Origin of the sequence: Pedobacter hiemivivus (assembly GCF_005144565.1) — a bacterium.
Taxonomy (GTDB): domain Bacteria; phylum Bacteroidota; class Bacteroidia; order Sphingobacteriales; family Sphingobacteriaceae; genus Pedobacter; species Pedobacter hiemivivus.
Map to the genome: position 1 here is coordinate 24,920 of NZ_SWDX01000014.1, position 25,280 is coordinate 50,199.

14 protein-coding genes are annotated in these 25,280 nt (G+C 40.2%); 1 reads left to right on the forward strand and 13 read right to left on the reverse strand.

Going from position 1 to position 25,280, the window contains the following annotated elements; all coding sequences use genetic code 11:
- Position 1: 1 nt before the first annotated feature.
- The 10 genes from FBD94_RS23875 to FBD94_RS23920 all read right to left on the reverse strand — a co-directional run bounded on the left by FBD94_RS23875 (position 2) and on the right by FBD94_RS23920 (position 18,194).
- On the reverse strand, positions 2-3,070 hold the full coding sequence (locus tag FBD94_RS23875) for a SusC/RagA family TonB-linked outer membrane protein (protein WP_136882080.1): 3,069 nt from the start codon (positions 3,068-3,070) through the stop codon (positions 2-4).
- 222 nt (positions 3,071-3,292) lie between these two features.
- Positions 3,293-4,324 carry a glycosyl hydrolase family 18 protein gene (locus tag FBD94_RS23880; protein ID WP_136882081.1) on the reverse strand — a complete coding sequence of 344 codons (1,032 nt, stop codon included), beginning with the start codon at positions 4,322-4,324 and terminating at the stop codon, positions 3,293-3,295.
- 24 nt (positions 4,325-4,348) lie between these two features.
- The gene (locus FBD94_RS23885; protein ID WP_136882082.1) at positions 4,349-5,980 is read right to left on the reverse strand and encodes a PKD domain-containing protein; all 1,632 of its coding nucleotides are present in this window, start codon (positions 5,978-5,980) and stop codon (positions 4,349-4,351) included.
- Positions 5,981-5,988: 8 nt separating this feature from the next.
- Positions 5,989-6,774: a hypothetical protein gene (locus FBD94_RS23890; protein ID WP_136882083.1), complete on the reverse strand. Its 786-nt coding sequence runs from the start codon at positions 6,772-6,774 to the stop codon at positions 5,989-5,991.
- Positions 6,775-6,779: 5 nt separating this feature from the next.
- Positions 6,780-8,312, reverse strand: a complete 1,533-nt coding sequence (locus FBD94_RS23895; protein WP_136882084.1) for a SusD/RagB family nutrient-binding outer membrane lipoprotein — start codon at positions 8,310-8,312, stop codon at positions 6,780-6,782.
- 17 nt (positions 8,313-8,329) lie between these two features.
- A complete protein-coding gene (locus FBD94_RS23900) occupies positions 8,330-11,362 on the reverse strand; it encodes a SusC/RagA family TonB-linked outer membrane protein (RefSeq protein WP_136882085.1) in 3,033 nt (1,010 codons plus the stop codon).
- 296 nt (positions 11,363-11,658) lie between these two features.
- On the reverse strand, positions 11,659-12,606 hold the full coding sequence (locus FBD94_RS23905; protein WP_136882086.1) for a phosphodiester glycosidase family protein: 948 nt from the start codon (positions 12,604-12,606) through the stop codon (positions 11,659-11,661).
- A gap of 42 nt (positions 12,607-12,648) precedes the next feature.
- Entirely contained in the window at positions 12,649-13,446 is a 798-nt protein-coding gene (locus FBD94_RS23910) for a DUF4397 domain-containing protein (RefSeq protein WP_136882087.1), read from the reverse strand.
- Between the two features lie 29 nt (positions 13,447-13,475).
- Complete coding sequence (locus FBD94_RS23915) at positions 13,476-15,098, reverse strand: SusD/RagB family nutrient-binding outer membrane lipoprotein (protein WP_136882088.1); 1,623 nt, start codon at positions 15,096-15,098, stop codon at positions 13,476-13,478.
- Between the two features lie 12 nt (positions 15,099-15,110).
- Positions 15,111-18,194, reverse strand: coding sequence for a SusC/RagA family TonB-linked outer membrane protein (locus tag FBD94_RS23920; protein ID WP_136882089.1), 3,084 nt, complete (start codon positions 18,192-18,194; stop codon positions 15,111-15,113).
- Positions 18,195-18,437: 243 nt separating this feature from the next.
- Here FBD94_RS23920 and FBD94_RS23925 point away from each other — a divergent pair, with 243 nt between their 5' ends.
- Complete coding sequence (locus FBD94_RS23925; protein ID WP_131611971.1) at positions 18,438-19,184, forward strand: DeoR/GlpR family DNA-binding transcription regulator; 747 nt, start codon at positions 18,438-18,440, stop codon at positions 19,182-19,184.
- A gap of 203 nt (positions 19,185-19,387) precedes the next feature.
- On the opposite strand, the gene FBD94_RS23930 is transcribed toward FBD94_RS23925, so the two are convergent.
- The 3 genes from FBD94_RS23930 to FBD94_RS23940 form a co-directional block, all read right to left on the reverse strand.
- Positions 19,388-20,680, reverse strand: a complete 1,293-nt coding sequence (locus tag FBD94_RS23930) for a RagB/SusD family nutrient uptake outer membrane protein (protein WP_136882090.1) — start codon at positions 20,678-20,680, stop codon at positions 19,388-19,390.
- Between the two features lie 49 nt (positions 20,681-20,729).
- Complete coding sequence (locus tag FBD94_RS23935; RefSeq protein ID WP_136882091.1) at positions 20,730-23,897, reverse strand: SusC/RagA family TonB-linked outer membrane protein; 3,168 nt, start codon at positions 23,895-23,897, stop codon at positions 20,730-20,732.
- Between the two features lie 167 nt (positions 23,898-24,064).
- Positions 24,065-25,261 carry an anhydro-N-acetylmuramic acid kinase gene (locus tag FBD94_RS23940; RefSeq protein WP_136882092.1) on the reverse strand — a complete coding sequence of 399 codons (1,197 nt, stop codon included), beginning with the start codon at positions 25,259-25,261 and terminating at the stop codon, positions 24,065-24,067.
- Positions 25,262-25,280 lie beyond the last annotated feature (19 nt).

The following is a 25,280-nucleotide window of genomic DNA, read 5'->3' on the forward strand; positions in this document are numbered from 1 at the left end:
GTTAAAATCCAACCTTTAAACCCAAATCAAATCCCCTTCGGCTTGGTACCCCACCATAATCTAGACCAGCAGAACCACCGCCACGAACACCAGCGCCAGCCACACCAACTTCAGGATCTATCCCCGAATAATGGGTCAATAACATCAGGTTACGACCAGTCACAAAAACATTTGCAGTCGAAAACACTTTTGGCAAATACTTTTTCTTAACCGTATAGCTCAAAGTCACCGTTCTTAAACGAATCCACGAACCATCTTCAATAAAAGCTGTTCCAACGGCCGCCAAATTGTTTTCAAGATAACCTTGAGTTAACTCGACCTGCTTAGTATTTTTGCTGAAACTTCCATCCGGATTCTTTACTACACCATCAAAAACGACCGGGTTACCTCTATTTTCGGTCTGCTTACTCAAGCCGCTCCGAACCAACTCCCATTCATTACCATTAATCACATCACCACCTTTTCTTATATCAAGGAGAAAACTCAATTCCAACTCTTTATACCTGAAAGTATTGTTCAAGCCCAATGTGTATTTTGGAGCACGATCGCCGGCATAAGAAAACAGCGTATTGAATGTTGGGTAACCATTTGCATCAATTATTATTCTGCCTTCTGGGTCCCTGATATAATCCGTAGCACTGATAGAAGAAACTGATTTTCCAGGATAAGAAGCCCCCTCGGCAACATTAATAATTGAAGCATCAGAGTTCCTAAGAATAGTCAAAGGGAAGGGCAAGAAAAGCACTTCATTTATATTTCTGGCGAAATTAAAATTTACGTCCCAGCTGAAGTTCGCATTTTTAACTGGCGTACCAGAAAGCATCAACTCAATACCTTTATTCTGGACAGAGCCACCATTGATGTATTGAAGAATGTACCCTGTTGCCTGGCTAACCCTTGGCGCAATAATTTGATTAATAGTACGATCACGATAAAGGGTTGCATCCAATCGCAGCCTTTGTTTGAGAAACTGTAAATCCAACCCAATTTCATAAGATCTTCGATTTTCAGGTTTCAGCTCCGGATTATTACCAAAGAAACCATTTCTAAATCCTCCCCCAATAAAAGTATTGGACTGTAATGGCGATTCAATTCTATAGGGAGCGGTATCCTTTCCAACATCAGCATACGAAACTCTAATCTTTCCATAATTCAGCCAATGGTCATCTTCCAGCTGTAAAGTTTTTGTAAACTCATATCCCAAACTAATCGATGGATAAAAGAAAGAACGGTTTTTCACCGGCAAAGTAGATGTCCAGTCATTCCGTCCGGTAACATTCAAAAAAACCGTCTTTTTGTAGTCCACGCTGGCACTTGCAAATACCCCGATAATTCTTTTTACTGAATTTCGTTGAATCATACTTCTATTAACCGTATTGTTAATACTTATAAAATCAGGATTCTGAAAAATCAGTCCAAGCACATCAATCGTATTAAACTTAGCCTGATCGATAGCATTACCCAATATTATTGAGGTATTAAAATCCCCAAAAGATTTTTCTGCAGTCACCAAAAAGTTCGAAGTCAGACTTTGAAAGGAATTCACCGTTTCTCCAACACCACCATTCAGGTTATTCGGAAGCGAAGTTCCAACAGCCCTAACACTACGATTTCTTTCTGTATATAAGTCAGTTCCAAAAGTATAATTAAACGACAACCATTTCAATGGTTTATACTCCACACCAACATTTCCCAAAAACCGATCATTAGAATCTGACTGAGGGTTTTTATCAATTGTAAAATAAGGATTATCTGTATCACCCGTTGCACTGGCAATCAACCTCCTCCTTGTCCCGTCAGGATTCAGATAATTTTTCATGTTATCATTTTTTGGCCAGTTAAAAATACTCACCAAAAAGCCGCCTGTACCACCAAATAAACCAGGCCCCTGCAAAGGCCGTTTTCCAGTAGTACGAATATAATTTGCGGAGCCCGTTATAAAAATCTTATCACTCACTTTTGCCGTCCCAGCCAGCCTGGCAGAGGTCTTTCCATATTCTGTTTCCGGCACCACCCCATTTTGATTTGCATTAGATACAGAAAGCCTGAATGTATACTTTTCTGAACCACCAGACACGCTTACATTATGTGTTTGTGATTTCCCTGTAATAAAGAAGTCCCCGAGATTATCATACATCGTTTCGCCAGGCAAAAATGGAGAACCGTAAGAATCTCTACTGGTTGGATCAAAAACACCACCCGTTCCTTGCTTATAAATAGACTGCGTTTCAGGTAACCTCAAAACATTATCCCAGGAAAACACATTGTTATAAACAATACTGGTAGAACCGGTTTTCCCTTTCTTTGTGGTAATAATAATTGCTCCGTTTCCAGCCTTTACCCCATATAGTGCTGCCGCCGCAGGCCCTTTCAAAACTGTCACACTCTCAATGTCCTCCGGATTGATATCAGATGCTCTATTGGGAGTTCCCACACTCCGCCCTAAAATACCATTAAACCCACTCCCCGCTCCGGGAGCTAGTGACTCGGCGAAAGAGCTATTATCTAAGGCCACCCCATCGACAACAAAAAGGGGCTGATTATCCCCATCGAGAGAAGTAGCCCCCCTTAATACGATGTTAGCACCTTCACCTGGTCCACCACCAGAACTGGTGATAACCGCTCCTGCAATCTTACCCTGCAAGGCATTTACAATATTCTGCTGCCTCGACTCTTCTATATCTTTGGATGCAACATTTTGAAAAGCATAGTTGATCGACTTTCTATCCTGGGCGATATTAAATGCAGTTACCACAACTTCACTTAGCGCTTTAGAATCCACACTAAGCACTACGTTAATGACTTTTGCAGCCCCAATTGGCTTTTCCTGTGACAAATAACCAATGTAGCTAAAAAGCAAAACCTCATCATTTTGCGCCTTAATGGAATAATTTCCCGATGCATCCGTTATTACACCTCCTACTTTTCCCTTAATTTTCACCGAGACTCCCGGTAATGGCAAGCCATCATCTGATGATGTCACTTTACCAGTTACTGTTATTTGTTGTGCGACAACTTGCATATTTAGCAAGATTATCCCCAGAAATAACATGAGTAGTTTTTTTCTCATATAGATCAATTTTAGTTAGTAATTATATTCTGTAGTTCAGACAAAATCATACACGAAAACCGAATTCAATAAAACAAGATGCACGGACAGCGTATTCCAACCCAGCCTCACATCAATAGAAAAAACGACTCTTCGCCCCAGGAATACCGCAAAAAAGGAATATCATAAAATAAAAAAACACCTTAGTTGCCCAAGATGTTTTAATTAATTGCATTTTATTTTCTAATACGCCCTACCTAATGCATCATTTACAGCCTTAAGTAGCGAATTAGCGCCATTAGCATCCTGATAAAACTCCCACACCATCATTCCATTAGCACTTGTTTTAGCAAGAGTTGCTTTACTTTTTACCAATGGAACGCCGTTATAATAATATAAAACACCCTCCACGGTATAAGAGTTCTGTTCGGGACTTGCCCCTCGCAACAATAAATTTCTATATGTCATGGACTTAGCGGGACTCCCTGTATCCTTACCATATGCCGGAAATCCTAGAACAGCCTTCTCTTTAGGCAGCCCTTTTTGATTTAACCAAACATTCAACACATCCTCAGCTAATTTATATGACGAGTGATTAGGATCTCCAGCCCAGTTCGCACCATCATAAGCCATTAAATTAATAAAATCAGTAGCATCAATAGCCGCCTTATTTATGCCATCTCTAACCCCACCGGCATATACTCCAGCTGTAGCTGCTGCACTCAAATATTTATGGTATGTATGCAAGCCAGCCGACAACTCTTTCATAAAAGCTTCATACGTGATGTCATTGGACAAATTAGATCTAGGATATTCCCAGTCAATATCAATTCCATCCAAATCGTATTTTAGTGCCAGGTCAATAATATTTCGAACCAATTTCGAACGCAATACTGGATCAGCAGCTACAGCCGAATAAATAGTTTCCGTTCCCGAAAATGAAATTGCCCTTTTAACGCCGTTTTCCTTTGCTCTCTGCATCACCTTTGCAAGGTTAGCAGGCTTAGCGATGGCTTTTATTGTCCCATCAGCATTTGGATAAGCAAAAGCATAGTGCAAGTGCGTAATCATTTTATATTTTTCAACTGCAATCGAATCCAGCTCATTAGCTTCCGCATAATAAGCCACAATCTTGAAGCTATTATCTGCCACATATGGCCCTGATGGCACTTCATGAGTACCACTCGTATAATCTTCTGTCACCCAATTCACATCCTTTTTACAAGACTGTAGCCCTGTAAAAAGAATAAGCGACGCATATATAATTTTTTTCATGAGATCTTGGTTTTATTTAAATAACTACCTCCTGGTATTGTCAATAGCAATTCCATAAGGAACATATCCTTTTATGAACAACAGTGGCGCGGTGCTTCCATCCAATGGATATCTTTTAATACCAGAACGGCTTCCATTTCCACTTATGGTAGGACCATTACCATTAATGTCCATATTATCCCTGTACCCATAATAAAGGTAGCCTGAAGTTTTATCATCAGGATCCGTATCTAATGTCAAACCAGTGATATACACAAACTCATTGTCGCCACCTTCATTAGAGAAGCCTGCACCAGTTGCCACTGTTGGCAAGGCATCAATCAACTGAATGTTAGTCCCATCAATATTGCACTTATATAAACCTTGACCAATAGCAGGAGTTCCTGTATATGGAACACTCACTACGAAATAGATCTTATTATTCACCTTGTCCACAACAAAGTTTCTAATCGCATAATTATCCAACGTAGTCGAAAGCTTGCTCTTAAACGCTCCTGCAGTTGTAAATTTCCAGATCCCCCTTCCGGTAGTACCCGTCTTAGAAATCCATACCTCATCGTTTACAACCTGAACACCCCCGTCAAAATAAGTAGCTACACTTGACACTCCAGCATTGGCTGCAGTCAACTGAATTCTCGTCCCTGGATACACAGCTTCTACCCCCGCAGCAGAAGTTACTCTTACTGAATTGTTACGGGTTGTCCACCAGACGTTACCACTTGCATCAATCGTATGGACCCATGGATCCACCTGATAGCCGCTAGCACTAACATCAACAGGAGCCGTTACCGTAATCGGATTAGCGCCCATCAGATCAACAGAATAAATTTTCCCATCTGCTTTTGCCGCCTCTCCAGAGCTAAATTTCAGACCTACTCCCGTCTCCGAAATGTAAATTCTACTGTTATACACCGTCATCGCTAACGGGTGCAATCCCAATATAGTAGATAGCGGTGTAATAACTGGAGTTTGCAATTGTTTAAATGGATACCTATAGATTTTCTTAGTTATCGCGTCCGTAAAATAAAGTGACTTTACTAACTCTCCCATCACCATTACCTCCACAGTTGTAGTTAAGGTTTCTGTACCATCATTAATCGTCAGTTTAACTGTATGAATACCCTCTTGGGTAAAAGTCACTTTAGGACTCGCTTCTGAAGAAGTTAATCCTGCTTCCCCAAAATCCCATGCATAAGTTACTGCTTGCCCAGGGTACTGGAACAATTTCGCACTGAATTGCACATCCCTCATCACACCAATACCAGTAGGAACCACAATCTGTGGCTGCATTTTTACCACGTTCAGTATTTTTGTAACAGAATCGAGTTTACCTCCTTGCCATGCAAGTAACGTAACCTTATATTCACCCGGCAAACTATAAAAAATCGTATCCGGCACCAGGCTTTCACTTGTCCTTCTCTCTGTTAAACCAGCCTTAGTCAACGCAAGCCCATTAGGGAACTTCCAAAGATACTTTTCAGAGTACTTAGACCGATTAGTTAAAAGTACCTTTGCAGGTGCGGTAATGACACCTTCAGGTACTGTAAAGTTTACCGCAAAATCACCTTCTGGTGCAATTCTGCCCACTTCATCTTCCTTGCACCCTGCAAATAACAGGAGGAAAGACATGATATATAAAAAGCTATATTTTTTCATAACTAAACTTAATAAGTAGATTCAAAGCTATTACTTACACCAGTCTGGGCCCCATCAACAGTAGTTACTGTAACGGTTACCGTAGCAGTGATTGCACCCATTTTTTTTATTTCCTTTAAACCATTACTAATCAACAACTCGCGTGTAAGGTTCTGTCTCAGATAAATTTTCCCAACGTCCGAAACACTTGTTTTCACACCACCTATAATCACAAAATTAGCATCCGGGGCAGCCGGAAATAGCTTAACATAGTCCGCAACTCCTATTACAAAAGTCAACTGGCTTTTAATAATCTCAAAGGCTTCATCAGGAAGCTGGCGCAACAAACCAGCTCCACTGAATTCATATTTACCATCTATCCGAACAAAAAGTGAATACGGCTCTGGAATAACATAATTATTAGCAGATGTTACGAAATAATTGTCTAATGATTTATCCGTAGCGCTAACTGTTTTCCAAAGCACATCTTTAACCATTGTGTCTCTTACCACCATTAGCGGACTAGTTCCGTCCCATGTCTTGATCGTTACATTAGCTAAGGAAAGCTGAACACCAAAACGTTCAGACAGGGTATGTAAAAACTCCACTTTCGCAATTTTATCATTCCGTTGCGAAGTTGTTGCTGTTACAACGGTTATTTCGCCTAAGACTGGAGTCTTATTGCTTAAAGCAACACTTAATTGTGCGTTAAATTTTCCTCCCGGTATCCCAAGATCTTCCATTGGAATATTTTTCTTACAGGAAAGCGTTAAAAGCGATAATCCTGTTAACAAAACCATTATATATCTTTTCATAGCGGCTAATTTTTAAGTGTAGATTTATCTGCCCACCAAACAGGTGCAAAAACCCAGTTTCGTGCTGTAGCACCAAGTCTAGCCATCTCCCTGGGGTTGTAAATGTATTCGGTCTGATTATCATAAGGCAATCGTTGTATCCATCTGCCCCCCCATTCGCTTAATACTTTAGCAGGGTAATATATACCTGGATAAGCAGTGGCACTGTAGCCATATCTTCTCATGTCTACCCAAGTTTCAGCCTGCAAATACAGCGCAATATACTTTTGCACCATGATATCGCTGATCACCAGAGCCGCAGCATCCTGTTTTATTTTTGATGACCCCAAATAAGCTGTTATCTCACCCTCTGCAATGCCCAATCTTTGCATATTCAACTTTATCCCTTGTTTGTAAGCATCAAAAGCAGCCCCTTTATCTCCTTTATAAAATGACGCTTCAGCTCTAATAAAATACAATTCTTCCTTCAAAATATAGGGCGATGGCGAATTATCAGCAGTCCAAAATCCATTGTACAAGTTTGCAAAATCATCCATAACCGGCGGCTTCGGCGGGGTGGTTATCGGCCAGTTCGGCACAATCAGGCCCTCAGACAGTTTTGCGCCATAGTAGGTATTCCTTACACCAGGCGTAGTTAATTTATATAATCTTGGATCATAGATTAAACCTGCATCACCAACAGTCATATAATTCATAAACAAATCTGTGCTAACAGAACTATTCAATATATTCGTGATGTCAGAAAAATTCCATTGTGGATTTGGAATAGAAGGACCCCACATATTTTTCTCCCAATCTTTTGTAGGTGCAATCGGATACTTAAAAATCGCATCCGAAAACCCATTTAAAGATGTATTTACAGCAGAAAGAACCGCATCATAACCATTGTCGAAATTTGCAGTATGTAACAATAATCGGGCTCTCACTGCTTCCGCAAAAGCTTTCCATTTATTCAAATCTCCCTGATAAATTAAATCAGCAGTTCCATTCATAGTAGGATCTAATGAACTTGTCTTATTCAAATCAGCAATCCCGTCGTTAAGTAACTTAACTATTTCAGCATATACAACCTCTTGAGTATCGTATTTAGGGTAATAAATACCTTTATAAGCTTCTTTATAAGGCATATCACCAAAAGAGTCAGTTGCTGTTAAATAAGAAAAGGCCAGCATAATTTTACCTACACCTCTGTAATTATATGTTCCATCCATCTCGGTACGTTCAATCATACCCAGACAATTACTACCTACGTCAAAATAATGCCAACGCCATGCACCTAAACGAGTTACATCATTATAATTCCACAATGCTTCAATTTTATTTGTGTTATTTCGACTGGTTATATAAAAGGAATGATAAGAAGAAAACCGGGCATGGGAATACAAATGATAAGCCATATTACCTAATATCGCAGGCAATCTTAAATTTGGCGCCGTAGTTACCGGCAGCTTCGGATCTATATTGATGTCCAGATTTTTACTGCATGAAGTCAAAATGACAATAAGCAGTACTGGTATTAATTTAAATATCTTTTTCATAATCTTAACTGATAATATTAAAATCCAACGGATATACCTATTGAATAAGATCTTGATAACGGTATAGCACCATAATCTACACCCATAGTACTACCGCCACCACCACCTGCATTTGGTCCGGCACTATTTACTTCAGGATCTCCACCTGAATAGTTTGTAATCAGAATAGGATTCTGCGCCGATAACTCAAGACTTACCCTGGACAATTTTAACCGGTCTGTGTATCTCTTTGGAAGTGTATACCCGAAGGTGATGTACCTAACCCTTGCCCAGTTAACAGTTTCTATAAAATTGGTACCTACAGCAGCGTAATTATTCACGAAATAAGTGTAATTGAGCGGAACCTGTTTCGTATTCTTAGCATAAGAACCGTCCCCCTGTAAAACCACCCCATTAAAAGTGAATGACTGGTCTCTCCAATCGCCTACTTCCTTAGAAATACCTCTTGCAGTCATCCCTAAACGAGTTGCATTATACACATCTCCACCGAAACGGAAATCCCATAAGAACGACAGTGAGAATTCTTTATAATTCAGCTTGTTTAAAAATCCGAAGTTAATTTTAGGCTCGCGGTTACCAATATAATCGGCCGCGCCTTCGCTCTTAATTACAGGATAACCATCGCTTCCAATAACAGTATAGCCATCAGAATTTTTCATATAATCAGTTCCAACCAAGCCCAATACAGGCTTATTTAGCATCGAAGCAGCTATTGCCGCGGTATAAGGCTGCCCAAAAGTATAGGGGAACACTTCTATTAGTCCAGGGAATTCCAACATTTTAGATCTATTAACCCAGGTGTTCAATGTTGCAGACCAGGTAAAGTCTTTAGTTTTAACCGGAATTCCAGTTATAGATAATTCGAAACCTCTGTTCCTGAGTTTACCTGCATTAAAAGTCTGGGTCACAAATCCAGTTGGAAGTGGAACCCTCGCCGTTACGATCTGGTCATGACTTTCCTTGTCATAATATGCGCCCTCTATGTTTAAGCGGCTTTGAAACAACCTAAATTCTACACCAAATTCCTTTTCTCTGGTTGTCTCAGCAACCAGATTTATATTACCACCAATAGTTGGGTTATTCTGATAGCCACCACCAATGCCAAAATATGGGGATAAGGTTGTATAAGTAGCATAAATTGGTGCATCCTTACCAACTTTAGCATAACTAGCTCTCAACTTACCAAACCAACTGTCTTTATTTTCAAACAGTTCAGAAAAAGTAAAACTACCCGAGAATGAAGGCGAATAAAATGATCTGGCTTTTATCGGCAGCGTAGACGACCAATCATTACGACCTGTTATTCCAAAGCTCAGCACATTCTTATAATCTAACTTAAAATCACCATATATAGCATATCGCTGCCTCTTCCTGAGACCTTCGGCCGTTATTAAGTTAGTCGCTGGAATATTATTTACACTATAGATATCAGGCACAATAAAACCTGTCCCTGTAAAAGAATTTGTACTTGCTTCAAAATACTCTGAACTTGCACCTAAAATTAAAGTAGCTCTTAAGTCCTTAATGATATTTCTATCGAAAGTACTGTTAAAAATATTTGTTTGGTACTTATAGTTTCCTTTGGTTTGATACAAACGACCATCCTTTATATAACTCCCCGGTGTACCTGGGACAGTAATATTTGAAAACTCCTGATTGTAAAAATCTTGTCCAGAGCGATAGGATAAATTAATCCAATTGTTAACCTTATAAGTCAGCTCACCATTTACTACAATACGCTGTGTCCCCGTGTTTCGCGGGTTTTTCATTACCGACCACATTGGTGATATTCTTGCTGTTTCTTCCGAACCACTATTTTCATAATATTCATAGTACGGGTTTCCATTAGGGTGCTGATATCTATTGATATCATAACGTAACGGATACATATAAATACCGTTCGCATAACCTCCTGAAGACCCACCAACAATTCCCTCTTTAATATTGTTCCTGATATAATTGGCAGAGGCATTTAACTCCAGATTTTTAGCCAGTTTAGCAGATCCTTTAATCAATACAGAAAATTTATCTGTTTCCGTATTAGGAATAATAGACGAACCATCGCGATAGTTACCAGACATATAATAGTTAAACTTTTCAGCACCACCTGTCGTGTTAAAATTCAGATCATGCACTACACCTGTTTTAAAGAACCTATCTATATTGTCGTATATCAACTCGTCACTTCTGTATTTCCTTCCCCATGATGAGATCGAACTCTCATCAAAACCGCTTCCAGTACCTGAAGTATACTGCTTTTGCTGTTCAGGAGTACGACCTACAGTCTCTATAAAAGATTTATAAGAAAGATTAGACTGCATCTTCCCTTCTTTTCCTTTTTTAGTCGTGATAATAATTGCGCCAGAAGCCGCATCAATACCATATAAAGCGGCAGCAGCAGCACCTTTTAATATCGAAATATTCTCAATATCAGCCGGATTAAAATCGGCCAACCTATTCAGCGTACCATCCGAGGATGCATTACTTACACGGATCCCATCCACAATCATCAATGGCTGGTTATCACCTGTCAAGGACGAAACACCCCTCAAAATAATCTCAGAAGGAAGCCCCGGAGAACCACCAGATGAAGTAATCTGCGCACCGGCAATCTGCCCTTGCAGACCGTTAATAATATTCGATTGGTTGGCATCTCGTAAATCATCTCCTTTTACAGTCTGAACTGAATAAGTCAGCGTCCTTTTGTTACGCTCAATACCAAGCGCAGTAACCACAACCTCACCCAGTGCTTTTGAATCTGCGACAAGTACAACATTAATCACAGCCGCAGTACCAACTGTTTTTTCTTGAGTTGCGAAACCGATGTAAGAGAACACCAGCACCTCACCTTTCGCAACTTTAATAGCGTAAACGCCATCTAGATTTGTCTGAACCGCAGATGACGAACCTTTAATCTTGACCGAGGCTCCCGGAACACCCAACTGATCATCAGCAGATGTTACCTTACCTGTAACCGTAATTTGCTGTGCCATAGCATGAGCAACCAACAAAAACGTACTCAAGAATAGCATGAGTATTTTTCTTTTCATAAAGCTTATTTGGTTAATAATTCAAGTTCTTTTTGTTTAGAATTTAAACGACGCACGTAAACACGCAAATTACCGCAAAAATCTAAGCGCCAGTAAATATGGATAATATATTTCAGCTTTTTCCCGCAAATAATAAAGATTTTTCCTCAATTTGTAAAAAAGATGTTGCAGTAACCCGCACAAAGACGCAGACACTAACCGCAGCCCTTCTTCATTAAAACATCGACTAAATACAAAAAAAGAGGCTAGCGCCTCTTTTTTATACCTCCAAACAGAATTCACCAAAGCATCTACGATTAATTTTTAATCACAAATCCCAATCCATTACCAATCATCCTTTCTATATTTTTAGCCAAAGGCGGCTTATTCTGAACTACCCAGGCGCCCCTCGCTTGGTCTTTAACAACCAGCGTAGAAGAAGAAGCCCCATCCAGATTAATTGCATCTTTTACCCCAAGCGCAGCCATAATATCCCTCACATCAGCCAAACTTAAACCATTTGAATACTCGGCCTGCGAACCATCTACAATCACGGCATAAACCACCTTACCTGCAGTATAGCCAAATGCAGTCCTTGCCGAAATGGTAACATCGGTTAAAGTCGCCTTTACATTATTATCAACCAACCATTGGCTACCCCCCACAGCATTCTTAATCAAGGCCAAATTAACAGGCCGATCAATCCCCTTAGTATCCTTCCCCCCAATCGCAATCGTCCCATCGTTTAGCGCAGCTATAAAAGTTCTACCGGCAGGCAAAGTGCTCACGTAAACTCTATTATTAATATAAAAAGTACTAGTTGGCAACCCAGTCGTCGTATTATAAGTATCTCCATTAATCGCCGCCACAATAGAGCCACCTACCGCCTCATTATCCCTACACATCTCCGAAAGCCTCTGCAAGCCTGGTATATAATCATTGTACGGTGCCAAGCCCAGAAGTTCCAATTTTGGCGTATTCATATCCGCCTCCAGGATAAAAATCTTCACAGGAAGATTATCTTTCCTTTTAAACCTGATTTGAGTTTGTTTTATCCCAGCCATCACAGCCGTAGTCGCGTCCGAAACAAAAGTGCCAATCACCGTCGTATTATCCATAATTTTCTTGGTAAGCGGCTCAATCGTATTGTCAACAACCTCCTCTTCCGGCACCTCAGTTTCCGAAGCTAATTTCTTGTCCTTTTTGCAACCATACAGCACCGAAACCATGGCCAGCACTAAGATTAAATTCAATATCTTATTCATATCTATACAAAATTTATCGGTTCATATTTAAATTAACTAATCCTACCTGATGTGAAAAAAGGATACAAAAGGCCGTCGTGTCCCTGTGGTAAAACCACTATAACCCATTGCATAAACCGTATACGTTCGCTGATTCAATAAACTCCCCACATTAGAGTAACTCGCTAAAACAGTAGCAGTAGTAAGTGCTGCCCCCGCGGGGCGAATTTTCCATGTTCTGGCGGAATATCTATTCAACGTAAAGTAATTGCTGATCTCCAAATATTTTATATTCCCCGCCACCAACCTGTCAGCCGTATGCACAGTTGCGCTTATACCGTAATACAAATCAATTGCTGGCACGTTAGGCATTAAATTAATAAATCGATAGGTAGCATAACCAGAATCAGGCTTCAAGAAATTCTCCTCTGTCAACACTGTTTTTGTAAATGCAGCTGTATCTGTAACATGAGCCACATACCGCTTTCCTTTCTCAATGTTAAGGGTTGTTTTGTACAACTCTAAAGAATCCAACCCATTGTCCTTTTTAAAAGGCAAAGCCACCTTCAACTCTACTTGCCCCACATCGATGGTCAAATAATCAGCCCGCACATCCCCCCGGGTATTATATCCACCACCGGGAAAAGGCGTTCGACCCTGAATCCGGGGGCTAACTCTTTTACCATTAAACCTGATCACTACAAACCGGTCATCCAGATAACTAGAGGCATAGTTAACTTTAATCAGCGGCTGCTCGTCAGTTATCTTCTCAACCTCCCCATAATCGAGGACATTCTTTGTGCAACCGGAGAAAAACAATGCCGCACAAAGCACAATCAGTAAACTCTTAAATATTTTCATAACTATATAATTATAGATTTACATTAATTCTAATTTTCAGGCGTACTAAACCAAGTCTCCTTTGTATTGTAATCAGACGCCAGGCCACCCCATTTGTCTAACTCAGTCCTGTTCCAGGCGTACTCCGAGTTGTAACGCGGACGGTATCGATAAGCATACTTCCCATTATTATTTACATGGAGCTCCGATCCAGACATTTGATGATACTGCGTAAACACAGCAGGATCATAATGATATTTTCGCAGATCACACCATTGTTCCAGGCCTGCCCAACCCCATTGCGCAATGTATTTCTGATTCATAATGTCAGAAATAGTCAGCTCAGCCTCATTCTGAGCGACCTCAGTAGAAATCATATATAGCTCTATCTCAGGCGCAGCAATTGTTACATTAGGTCCGGCCATACCATAACGGTTAACAAAAGCCATATGGCCGCGAATCCCATTTCTGTATGCGATAAGTGCAGCCCCCTTATCCCCTTTAAGAAACAGCGCTTCTGCTTTAGCAAATTGCAATTGTGCATAACTCATAATCACATACTCACTTGCATTGCTAAAAAGATATTTTCCGGCATAAGGCGCAGTCACAACGTTTGTCGGTGGGCCCAAAACATGAGGCACACCAGTACCTCCCTTAGTCGGGGTAATCGCTTTATAAGGACCCAAAGTTGGCGGACTTCCCGCAATAATTGTAGGCGTCAACATCCTACTTAACCTGGGATCAACAGAAACCAAAGGATCGACAACCGGAACACCTCTTACACCACCAGCTAATAAATTTAAAATCGTCGATGAAATCCGTCCGTTTGCAGTATTAAGTACCGTAAAAAACCTACCATAAAGCGGCCCAAAAACATTTGAATCATCTTCATTCGAAGCCGTAAATTTCACCGTTGCATCCTCAGCAACACTCGTAAAAGACAAGTCCACATATTTCACAACACTATCCGCATAGGTAGTTGCAAAACTCGGCTTATTCACCAAATGGCCATATTGAAGCGCCAAATTCCCGTACACAAACTTCTTCCACTTGTTTACATCCCCTCTATACATATAATCACCCGACGGACCTGCAAGCGCCCCACTATAATCTGACGGGCTTTTCATATTTAAATACTTTATAGACAGTTGACTCCATTCCCGCACCCTTTCATAAACATCCCTTTGATACTGATAACGAAACGTCAGCTTATTCGGGTCCGTAAAAGCCTCATCAAGAATAATTTCCCCATACATATCTGTTGTCATCTGGAAAGACCATGCTTTAATCGCATACCCAATTCCAGCATACTCATACTTCTTGTTTTCAATTCCATCTTTAATCATCTCCTCTATGTTCAAACCAAGGTCAACATAATTCAACCGCCAGATCACTCCGGTCACATCAGAGCCCGTCGCCGACATCCCATGTCGATCATACCGATCATCAGTAGTAGTGCTTGACCAGTATTGAACCAGCTTAAACAACTGCATATAATCCTCAGAGGTACCATTAGCCATCTGAAAAATAGCCCTCGAGATCATAAACTCTGCTTTTGGAATCTGGGGATTTGAAGGATTCCTATTGATATCCAAAAACTTCTTACACCCGCTCATAGCCAATAGTCCCATCAAAAGGAATAACATCAGCATATATTTTTTAATCGTCTTCATGATGTTGCGATTTTATAATTTAACATTTAAACCAAAATTGATAGCAAGTGGACGTCCCATATTACCAAAGTCCATCCGATACCCACCAACACCGCCAAGCGCTGCGTTATTGGAATTACTTTCCGGGTCCATTCCCGAATAATTCGTAAACAGCAATACATCTGTCAACGTCGTATATACACTTACATTTTTCAAGAAGGGCATTCTCGACATTAGATTTTTACCAAATCTATAACTCAATGTAATATCTCTTAGGCGAATGGTATTAATATCTTTCTCCACGAACATCTGTGCAGCAACAGTTTCCCCGTAAAATCTAGAGTTATAATAAGGTGTAATTGCGATAGAATTAGGGGTAGGGTTATTTGTATTCTCCAAACCATCTTTTAAAATCCCCTTAACAACCCGGGGCTGTTCGCGATCAAGTGTTTTCGTACTAATCCCTTTCACATAATTAATATGCTCAGTACCATTATACACATCACCTCCAACACTAAAATCCCATAAAAAAGATAGAGAAAAGTCAAAAATCCTGAACCGATTCACAATGCCGAGTGTATAATTCGGGGTTCGATCTCCAATAATTGAATAATTTTCATTAGTAGCATAAGGTAGCCCCGTGGCCGGATCAATCAACACATCTCCTCTATTGTTCCTATCTAATGACAAACCAGACATAGAGCCCGTACTTTTACCTGGAAAAACAGCACTTCTCACTGTATTAATCCAGGTATCCGAATTATATAACTCCGGCAATTCGTCGGCAATAGAAATTACAGTCCCTCTATTTCTAGCAAAATTAAATGTCAGATCCCAATTAACTTTTTCACTTCTAACCGGATTCGCATTCAATTGAATCTCAATACCTCTATTCTCTACCTTCCCACCATTAATCAAACGAAGCACATAGCCCGTAGCATAACTGGTTCGCGGCTGTATAATCTGATCCTTACTAAGCAAATAATAGTAATTAAAATCAATGCCAAATCGATTTTTGAATAATTGCAACTCAAACCCAGCCTCTACATTTGTTGTTGTTTCAGGCTTCAACAATTCATTTCCACCATAGTAATCATAAGCAAAACCACCACCACTGGAAGCCCTTGGCGTGAAATTAGATAAAATCCCATAAACTTTCCAGGGCTCCTTACCCGTCATTCCTGCCGAGCCCCTAATTTTACCCCCACTCAGCCAATCAAACTTTTTAAAGTAGTCGAGATCAGAAAAATTGAAGGCCACACTGGCAGCAGGGTACGCAAAATAAGGGTTATTAGGCATCAAACGAGAGGCACCATCCACCCTTCCCGAAAGCGTTAAATAAAGGATGGATTTATAACCCATAATCGCCTGAGCAAAGGCACCAACAGTACGATAGTTATTGATGTTATTCCGCGATCTTTGCGTAGTAGGAAGCGTATTATTGATGTTATAAAAATTAGGATCATACATGCTATCACCCCGCATCGAATTAATTGTGTAATAGTTGTCAGCAACATTTCCGCCCACGACATATGTACCGGAAAAATTCCCATACTTCTGTTTTGCCGTAGCCGTGATAGACCCACTCAGATTTCTATTGAGCTTATCATAGGTACTCACACTCCCCCCTGTAGGACTAGCCGCAGTACCCGATCCCGAATAAGACTGAGCATGAAAAACCATTATACCATTTGTCGTATAAATATCAGCGCCAAGGATAGCTAGAACACTCAGCCATTTATTCGGGGTAAAACGAAAATGGTTATTCATGATAAAACGATTCGTTTTATCTTCATTCGTATTTTTATATACACTCCAAAAAGGGTTATCGTACTCGCCGAAAATTGAACCAACATGCAATACCCTGTTACCCAACTCATCCTGCCAATCGTTAATATCATACTGAGAAGGGAAACGCATCAAAGAAAATAAATATCCAGAAATACCCCGGGCAGGCTTACGGTTGGAATTATTCATGTAATTCATAGTAGTCGTTAACTTCAACAGCGGTGATATTTCTGCTTCCGCCGTAATTTTAGTAGAGAACTTACTGAGCCTGGTATTAGGAATAGGACTATTAAACTCCGCAAACTGATTTGACCATCTGTAAGTAAACTTCTCCGACCCACCCTCAAAATTCAAATTATGCGTTTGGGAAAAAGCATTATTAAGAAACTGATCAAGGTTATTGTAAATTTTTGTCCCTACAGGATAAACAGGTCCAAAAAAATTAGTAGAACCACCACTATAAATACCGTTACTTTCTCCCTGATTATACTTCCGCTGGATATCAGGCATATTTACTTGCGTAGTGACATTAAAGGCATTGCTATAAGTAACCGTTCCTTTACCAACCTTTCCTTTCTTTGTAGTAATCAGAATAGCACCACTTGCGCCCAAGTTACCATAAAGTGCCGTCGCCTCTGGGCCTTTCATAATCACATAGCTTTCAATATCCGCGGGATTAAGATCGAGCGCCCGATTCGAATAATCAGAGTTGCGATTAACTCCACCACCAACTAAGTCATCCGTTTGATTAATAACCGAATTATCGATCGGCAAACCATCCACAACAATTAGTGGACTGTTATTTCCACTCATAGAGACAAAGCCCCTTAAAACAATTTGAGAAGAAGCTCCGGGGTCACCACTACTAGGATTGATCGTCAATCCAGGAACCCGACCTTGCAATCCGGCAAAGAAAGATTCCCGCTGCGTATCAGAAACCTCATCTCCCTTTACTTTCGGCGTAGAATAACCCAATGATTTTGCATCCCGCTCAATACCATAAGCTGTTACAACAACTTCATTCAACGACTTCGTATCAGGCTTCAACACCACATTAATTAAGGAAACCGCTGCAACCGTCTGCTCATGCGATTGCATTCCGATGTAACTAAACATCAATACATCCCCTACTTTAGCTTGTATCGAATACACACCCAATGCATTTGTCTGAGTTACGGTCTTTGTTCCTTTAATTTTAACAGAAGCGCCAGGAATGGTTAAGCCATCACCCGACGAGCTCACTTTACCAGTTATTGTTTTTTGTTGGGCAAAGACATGCGCAAAAAACAATAACCCACCTAAAGTAAGAAGGAGTAGTTTTTTTTTCATAAAACGTCAATTTTGATTAGAAAATTAAGTTGTTAAGTTGGTTTGGTTGCTTGTTTCAAAATCACAAAAACACGCATTAACCCGCAGATTTGTAATCTTTTATTAAATGTAAAGAATATTTTTCTATTAAAATATAATTATTAAGCTAATTTTAACTTTATTTATGGCAAATAGCGCATAAACACGCACAACCCTGCATTTTGGTTTCTTTATTTTTTATTTACATTAGCTAAAATTTTCAATATGCTTAAAAAAGAAAGGCACGACTTTATAATGCGCCAAATCAATCTGCATAATCGTGTACTCACCTCTGATCTTGTTCAGCTACTTAGTGTTTCAGAAGATACGATCCGTCGTGATCTTCAGGAATTAGCCGAAAAGGGCCAATTGTCCAAAGTACATGGAGGTGCACTCTCAAAGTCATACCAATCTTCTTTCGACGATAGTGAAGTATACGCCAAGGACGCCAAAATCAGCATCGCTAAAAAGACCATCTCCTTAATTAAAGACGGAATGGTTATTTTAACTGGTGGCGGAACTTCAATTATTGAGTTGGCAAAGCAGCTGCCTGAAAATTTAAACGCCACTTTTTTTACGATTAGCCCTTTTGTAGCCATAGAGCTCGCCAAATATGCCAAAGTCGAGGTTATTCTGATTGGCGGTTTATTCTCGAAAAATTCACAGGTAACTTACGGGGGCCATGTCATCAATCAGCTGTCGGAGATCAATGCCGATCTTTGCCTACTTGGAACCAGCGCTATTCATCCGCATGACGGACTAACGGATACCGATTGGGAAATCAATCAATTAAAAAAAGCAATGTTCAATTCTTCAAAAAAAGCAGGAATCCTCTGCATATCAGAAAAATTAGACATTTCATTGAGGCTAAAAGTAGCCCCATTAGAAAACATAGATTATTTAATCACCGAACTTGATCCACAGGCGCCGGAATTGAATGCCTACAGAATAAAATCTTTACAGATTCTTTAATCACCGTATAGCCCAATTAGGATTAGCCGCTATAAACGGTTCGTGTATGCTTTTGGCAAAGTCCATGTTTAGTCCATACTGAGTCCGTGTATTTCTATAAAAACATGGATTAATAATGCACTTAAGTATAATTAACTATGGATTTTACCAAAAGCATACACGAACCATTCAAGGACTGCATAAAAACCCTAATAAGATTACAATTAAAACGCTGGATCAGCAGGTGTATTAGGATTATTATCCCTTTCCGTAAAAGGATATGGGAAGAAATTCCGCTTTCTCTCAGAATTCGGTAAACCAAACCTTCTCATATCTTCCAGTTTCAACCCGGACAAATAAAGCTCTATACAACGATGCTTATAAATCAATGGCAGGATTTGAGCTGGAGTTAAAGATCCGGTAATTGGTGCTAAAGCCGCCCCTACACCAAAAATATCGACTGTCGGCAACTTTGTAACTACCCTGTTCAGCTCAGTCAAGGCATTCCCAGGATCCGGTGCAGCCTGACGTGCATAAACCTCAGCTTTAATCAAAATAATCTCACCAGGCAAATAAAGTGGAATCGGAGTAGCAAGCCCTGCACCAAAGCCCGCTAAACGAACTACAGGATTAACACCTACTGCCGTATAAAAAGAAATCCTTCTATCCGCCGGATCAGGCACATTCGCTCCAGTCAAGCCCAGATTAGCATCCGTTGGTTGAAATACGTTATTTGTCGAAGTAGCAATTTCAAATATTGGATTAAAAGTCAGCGCATCAAAGTTAAAGGTCGATCTCCTCGTTAAATCCACACTATTAGCAGCAGCCAATGCCAGGGGATAGTTTCCTGCAAAAAGCGCATAACGTGCCTTTAAAGCATTCAAAGTATTAAGGATATCAATCCCGGGAGGCATATTACTCATAAACCCTGAACTGATTGGAGTTACTGCTATGACAGCAAAAGCATTATCAATCACTCCAATAGCTTTATTAAAACCATCAGCCCGGCTTATAAAACTAACATTCTGCCCGGTACCAGCAGGTATGCTTTCCCAGCATTGAGAAAGATTCCCTAATGCAAGCGCTTTAAAAATACTCGCATAAGCGATTAACCCTGAAGCATACCCCTTATCACCCAAACCAGGTGCATTATTGAGCACATTGTCAGCATCGTAAATAATCTTATTGCTGGTTGTCCACAAATTTGCCAGAATGTTATTTGTCCCATCAACGGCACCACCTCCAGTAAACAACTGTAATTCTGGAATATTACCCGCATTCCTTAATAGAATTTCGTTGGTTACAAATCCTGAAACGGATACGGAGTTAAAATAAACACCCAATCTTCCTGATATATATAATTTTTGCAAGCCAACAACTATGCCTGTCATACCTTTTGCGGTAGTCACCACATCATTGGCATTTGCACCCGAAGGATTTTTGTATTCCTTTTTACACGCTGATATTATAATCAGGATCAAAAAGATATATGCTATTTTACTTAAAAAAGTTTTCATCTGTATATAGTTTATTTTTTAAAGATTATAAAGCTATCATGAGCTTAAATTAAAACTTAGCCCGCACACCTAAACTAAACGTACGTGGAATAGGCACCGACCCAAAATCAATATTTCTTAGAATAGTCGATTGTCCACCCGAATTCAGCTCAGGATCGTATCCTTTATAATTATCCCATGAAACCAGATTTCTTCCACTTAGATTTATGCTCAGGTCTTGTATAAACTTAACCTTACCAATATTATAAGTTATAGATACCTCTCTTAATTTAACATAAGAACCATCATCTATCCTCCACTCTTCGATAGCATACACTCCATTAATATAACCTCTTGGCAATAATCCCATCTGCTCTTGTTCAGCAACCTTTCCACCACCTACACCTTGGCGGGTGCGCCAATCTGCATTCCATACATCCGCTCCTTGTGAAGCATCCAACTGTATATGCAAACCAAATTTTTTATAAGAAAAATCATTCACGAAGGAAGCGGTATAATCAGGATTTGGATCTCCAACTACTTTACGCAAGGTTGTACCAGTGGAGAGCGGCAATCCATTCGGACCACGCTGAGGAGTAAAAGTTAATGAAGAATTTTGAATACCCCGTTCCATCTGTGGAATTCCAACTGAACTAGTCAACAAGCTACCATCGTCATTTCGGGCAAAGAAAGTACCATAGAATACGCCAATTGGCTGACCATCAATTATAGCTACAGGAGCACCTGCATTGGTAGAAAGCAACTGCAATGCACCAATACCTACTGCTTTATTTCTATTGCGATTAAAAATAAATGAAACATTCCATTTAAAATCCTCCCCAGCAACAGGCGCTCCGGTTAACATCACCTCTATCCCTCTATTTTTTAACGAACCTTTGTTTTCTAATAAGGAAGAAAAACCCGTAGTTGGCGCAATTACAACAGGAACAAGCAAACCACTAACCTCTTTATCATACCAGTTAAATACCAGGCCTAATCTGTTTTTCAAAAATGAAAGATCCATTCCCAGCTCTATTTCTGTTTGCTTTTCCGGAGCTATATCCACATTAGCCAGACTGGTTTTTGAAACCAAGGCGGTTTTACTAATATAAGAAGAAGACAAATACTCATTAAATCGATCATAAGGTCCGATTCCGGTTAGGTTACCTGACTGCCCATAAGCTGCTCTAACTTTAAAAGTATCCCACCAGTCAGACACCGCTAGCCCCTTCCAATAATCTGCGGATGAGAGCACATAACTTAAATTCCCCTTGAAGTACACCTTGGTCCTGTTTTTCTCTCCAAAAACAGATGCTTGATCCACACGGACAGCACCTGTTAAAAACAAATGATCCTTATACTTAAAGTTCTGTTGCAAATATGCTCCGCTAATAGAGCTTTGCAACCTGAGATCGTTATTTGGCAAAATCGTACTTGCGCCGTTCACACTTTCCGTGAATGGTGCAAGCCCCCTACCATTTAATAATAAATAGTTTGATTTTTCATATTGATAAGAGCCCCCCAACTGCGTAGTAGACAACAAATCATCACTCAACTTGGTATCATAAGTAAAGTTGAGCTCATGGTTAAATAAGGTTGCCGTAGAACTGGCAGAACTGGCGTAACCATTCAGACTAGGGTCTAAAGTTGGTCCGCCACCATAAAAGCCTGTGCTAACATTATAGGCAAATGGAGGAATAAAAGTAGTTCCATTTTGAATGGTATTGTCAACACCTATAGTATAATCTACGGTCAGCTTTTTAGTCGGATTTAAAACCAATTTGGCATTTGCAATAACCCGGTTAACCGCCTGGCGCTGTTTAATATCCTCAATTACTGATACAGGATTTACCCTACCCCGCTCACCTACCGCTTTTAAATTACCCAACGCATCCCTGGCAAAAATATCATGAAAATTACCTATAATGGTAACAGAGTTCATTGGCGAGAAAAATGAGTTCCCATCCGGTTTTTCATCTGCATCACTATGTATATAATTAAAATTTGCAGAAACCTTTGCCCAATCGTTAATTTTCTGATCCAGATTTGCCCGCATATTCATCCTTCTATAATTGGTATTCTTGATAATTCCCTGATTAGAAAAATACCCTAAAGAGGTATAAAACTTGGTGTTATCATTCCCCCCAGCTACAGAAACCGTATTGTCTGTTCCAATCGCAGACTGAAAAATATAGTCCTGATAATTATACCTTGTCACAGGTGTGGTAGTGGTAGGTAAAGCGGGAGGGGTACCTACGAGCGATATCAAATCCTGCGTCAATTCATCAACCGACCCTCCAAATTTAACAGGCGACTGGTTAACTTCAATTTCCTTGCGCAGGTGGCTAGTGGTGAAACTAGTAGACAAACTAATGACAGGCTTACCACTTACTCCTCTTTTTGTAAAGATCTGAATAACCCCCGCATTTGCCCTCGATCCATAAATAGCTGCCGCAGCTGCCCCATTTAAAACCTCTATACGTTCGATATCATTCGGATTGATATCGCTCATTCTATTCTGACCAATAGCACCTACAAAGTTGCCATTACCCCCCACACCACTACCACCCCCATCGTAGTTAGCCGATGTATTGGTTACCCGTGTTGTCGTATTATTAACAATTACCCCATCAATAATATAAAGAGGTTCTGAACTTGAATTCAGAGAACTTACTCCCCTTAACCTGACCGACATTCCACCCGCCGGATCCCCGGAGTTTTGCGTAATCTGCGCACCAGGTGCTTTACCCTGCAAAGAGGAAAGCACATTTCCGCTTGGCGCCTTTACTAAATCATCACCCTTTACAGAGCTTACATAACTACCCATTTGCTTACGCGTAGTACCTTGGGAGGTACCCGTCACGATGACCTCATCAAGACCAATATTATCAGCCGTAAGCGCCCCGTTGACTGTAACCTGAGTAGCAGCACCCAGTTCTACAGATTTAGTTTGAGACTTGTAACCAATTGAAGAAAACACAACCTGATAAGTCCCTGGTGACAGATCAGCATTTAAACTGAACCGGCCATCCTCATTCGTTGCCATTGCAAAATTTGTGCTTTGTACTTTAACAACTACCCCCGGGATCCCAGCAGCAGACGTACCGTCTGTAACCCTGCCGGTTAAAGTGTATCGTTTTGTCTGTGCGTTTGCGACATGAGCAAGCAGCAACAGAAGGATTGGCACCCAGAAAATAAACTTAATTTTGAAGAAGCCTTGTGAGTACAGTATTTTCATGTGAGTTATCTATTTCAAACAAAACATTCTTTCGAATAAAATTGTTTACGCCAAAGAAAACACTAACCCAAAATTGCACACTACTTCACACCTTATTCACACCTTTTTCATTCCCGATCCACAAAAAGCACCTTTTTGTTAAGAAAGTGTATAGAATAATGTAAACCCTAAGGCAAACAGACCTTTCCCATCTGTACAGATGGCACTCCAGCACGATTACCAAAATCAATTTTATCGCCCACCAATGTCTCATTGGCCAGAATAGCAAATAAAACCGCTTCTTTTGCATCTGGGTTTATTTCGAGGGCATCAGTGGAGTGAAAGCTTGCATTGCTCAACTTTGTTTTAAGCTGCTGCAAAAGCAAGGGATTGTGCATCCCGCCACCACTGATATAAATAGATGGAGTTTTATCTTTTCCGAAGCATTTTTCAACGGAATTGACAATTACCTGAGCAGAAAAACTGCATAACGTAGCCATAACATCTTCCTTGCTGATCTGCGAAGTATTTGAGTTGTTTTGTGCTGCTGCTAAATACGCTAAATTAAAAAGTTCCGGCCCCGTTGTTTTAGGAAAATCGGCCTCCAGAAAATCAGATTCCATCAACTCTTTTAAAAGCTGACCGTTAACCACACCAGCACTCGCTATACTTGCATTTTCATCGTAATACAACCCTTTATAATGTTTTTGTACAAACTGATCCATCAAGGTATTTCCGGGCCCAACATCAGTTGAGAATACTTTAGTTGCATCGTTACTACCAGGCAGGTAGGTAAAATTGGCAATTCCACCAATATTCAACATGATGCGGTCTTCATCCTTTTTTGAGAAAAGCAGATAATCCCCATAAACAGCCAATGGAGCACCTTCGCCACCCGCAGCAATATGTTTTTGTCTGAAATCAGCAATGGTAACAATCCCGGTTTTAACAGCAATATGGTCGCCATCCCCAATCTGCAAAGTCGCATTAGGATAATCTTCAAGGCCATGCAATGACTTTGGCGCATGAAAAATAGTTTGCCCATGACTGGCAATCACATCAATATCTTCCGGCTGGCGCCCCCATTCGGCAATTGCTTCCAATATCATTTCGGCATGCAAAAGCGCCACTTTTTCATTCATCAGACATACCATTTGCAAATCAGCATCACGCCTGGAGAAAATCGACTTTATCTCCGCTTTAAATTCATTGGTATAGTCTTTCGTTTTAAATTCGATCAGCCTAACGCGAGTTTCAATCCCACTACCCGTGACCCCACAAAGGGCAATATCCAAGCCATCCATAGAGGTGCCAGACATCAATCCTATAATTAAGCGTTCAGACTTTTGAATGATATTGAAGATTCTTTTCCAGTTTGAGTTCATAAGCGTGGTCTTAAAAATA

Bases quoted from the DNA above. Each gene is read 5' to 3' on its own strand.
- FBD94_RS23895 (WP_136882084.1), bottom strand. From the start codon at position 8,312: ATGAAAAAGATATTTAAATTAATACCAGTACTGCTTATTGTCATTTTG.
- FBD94_RS23920 (WP_136882089.1), bottom strand. From the start codon at position 18,194: ATGAAAAAAAAACTACTCCTTCTTACTTTAGGTGGGTTATTGTTTTTT.
- FBD94_RS23940 (WP_136882092.1), bottom strand. From the start codon at position 25,261: ATGAACTCAAACTGGAAAAGAATCTTCAATATCATTCAAAAGTCTGAA.
- FBD94_RS23885 (WP_136882082.1), bottom strand. From the start codon at position 5,980: ATGAAAAAATATAGCTTTTTATATATCATGTCTTTCCTCCTGTTATTT.
- FBD94_RS23900 (WP_136882085.1), bottom strand. From the start codon at position 11,362: ATGAAAAGAAAAATACTCATGCTATTCTTGAGTACGTTTTTGTTGGTT.
- FBD94_RS23875 (WP_136882080.1), bottom strand. From the start codon at position 3,070: ATGAGAAAAAAACTACTCATGTTATTTCTGGGGATAATCTTGCTAAAT.
- FBD94_RS23910 (WP_136882087.1), bottom strand. From the start codon at position 13,446: ATGAAAATATTTAAGAGTTTACTGATTGTGCTTTGTGCGGCATTGTTT.
- FBD94_RS23890 (WP_136882083.1), bottom strand. From the start codon at position 6,774: ATGAAAAGATATATAATGGTTTTGTTAACAGGATTATCGCTTTTAACG.
- FBD94_RS23905 (WP_136882086.1), bottom strand. From the start codon at position 12,606: ATGAATAAGATATTGAATTTAATCTTAGTGCTGGCCATGGTTTCGGTG.
- FBD94_RS23930 (WP_136882090.1), bottom strand. From the start codon at position 20,680: ATGAAAACTTTTTTAAGTAAAATAGCATATATCTTTTTGATCCTGATT.
- FBD94_RS23925 (WP_131611971.1), top strand. From the start codon at position 18,438: ATGCTTAAAAAAGAAAGGCACGACTTTATAATGCGCCAAATCAATCTG.
- FBD94_RS23935 (WP_136882091.1), bottom strand. From the start codon at position 23,897: ATGAAAATACTGTACTCACAAGGCTTCTTCAAAATTAAGTTTATTTTC.
- FBD94_RS23915 (WP_136882088.1), bottom strand. From the start codon at position 15,098: ATGAAGACGATTAAAAAATATATGCTGATGTTATTCCTTTTGATGGGA.
- FBD94_RS23880 (WP_136882081.1), bottom strand. From the start codon at position 4,324: ATGAAAAAAATTATATATGCGTCGCTTATTCTTTTTACAGGGCTACAG.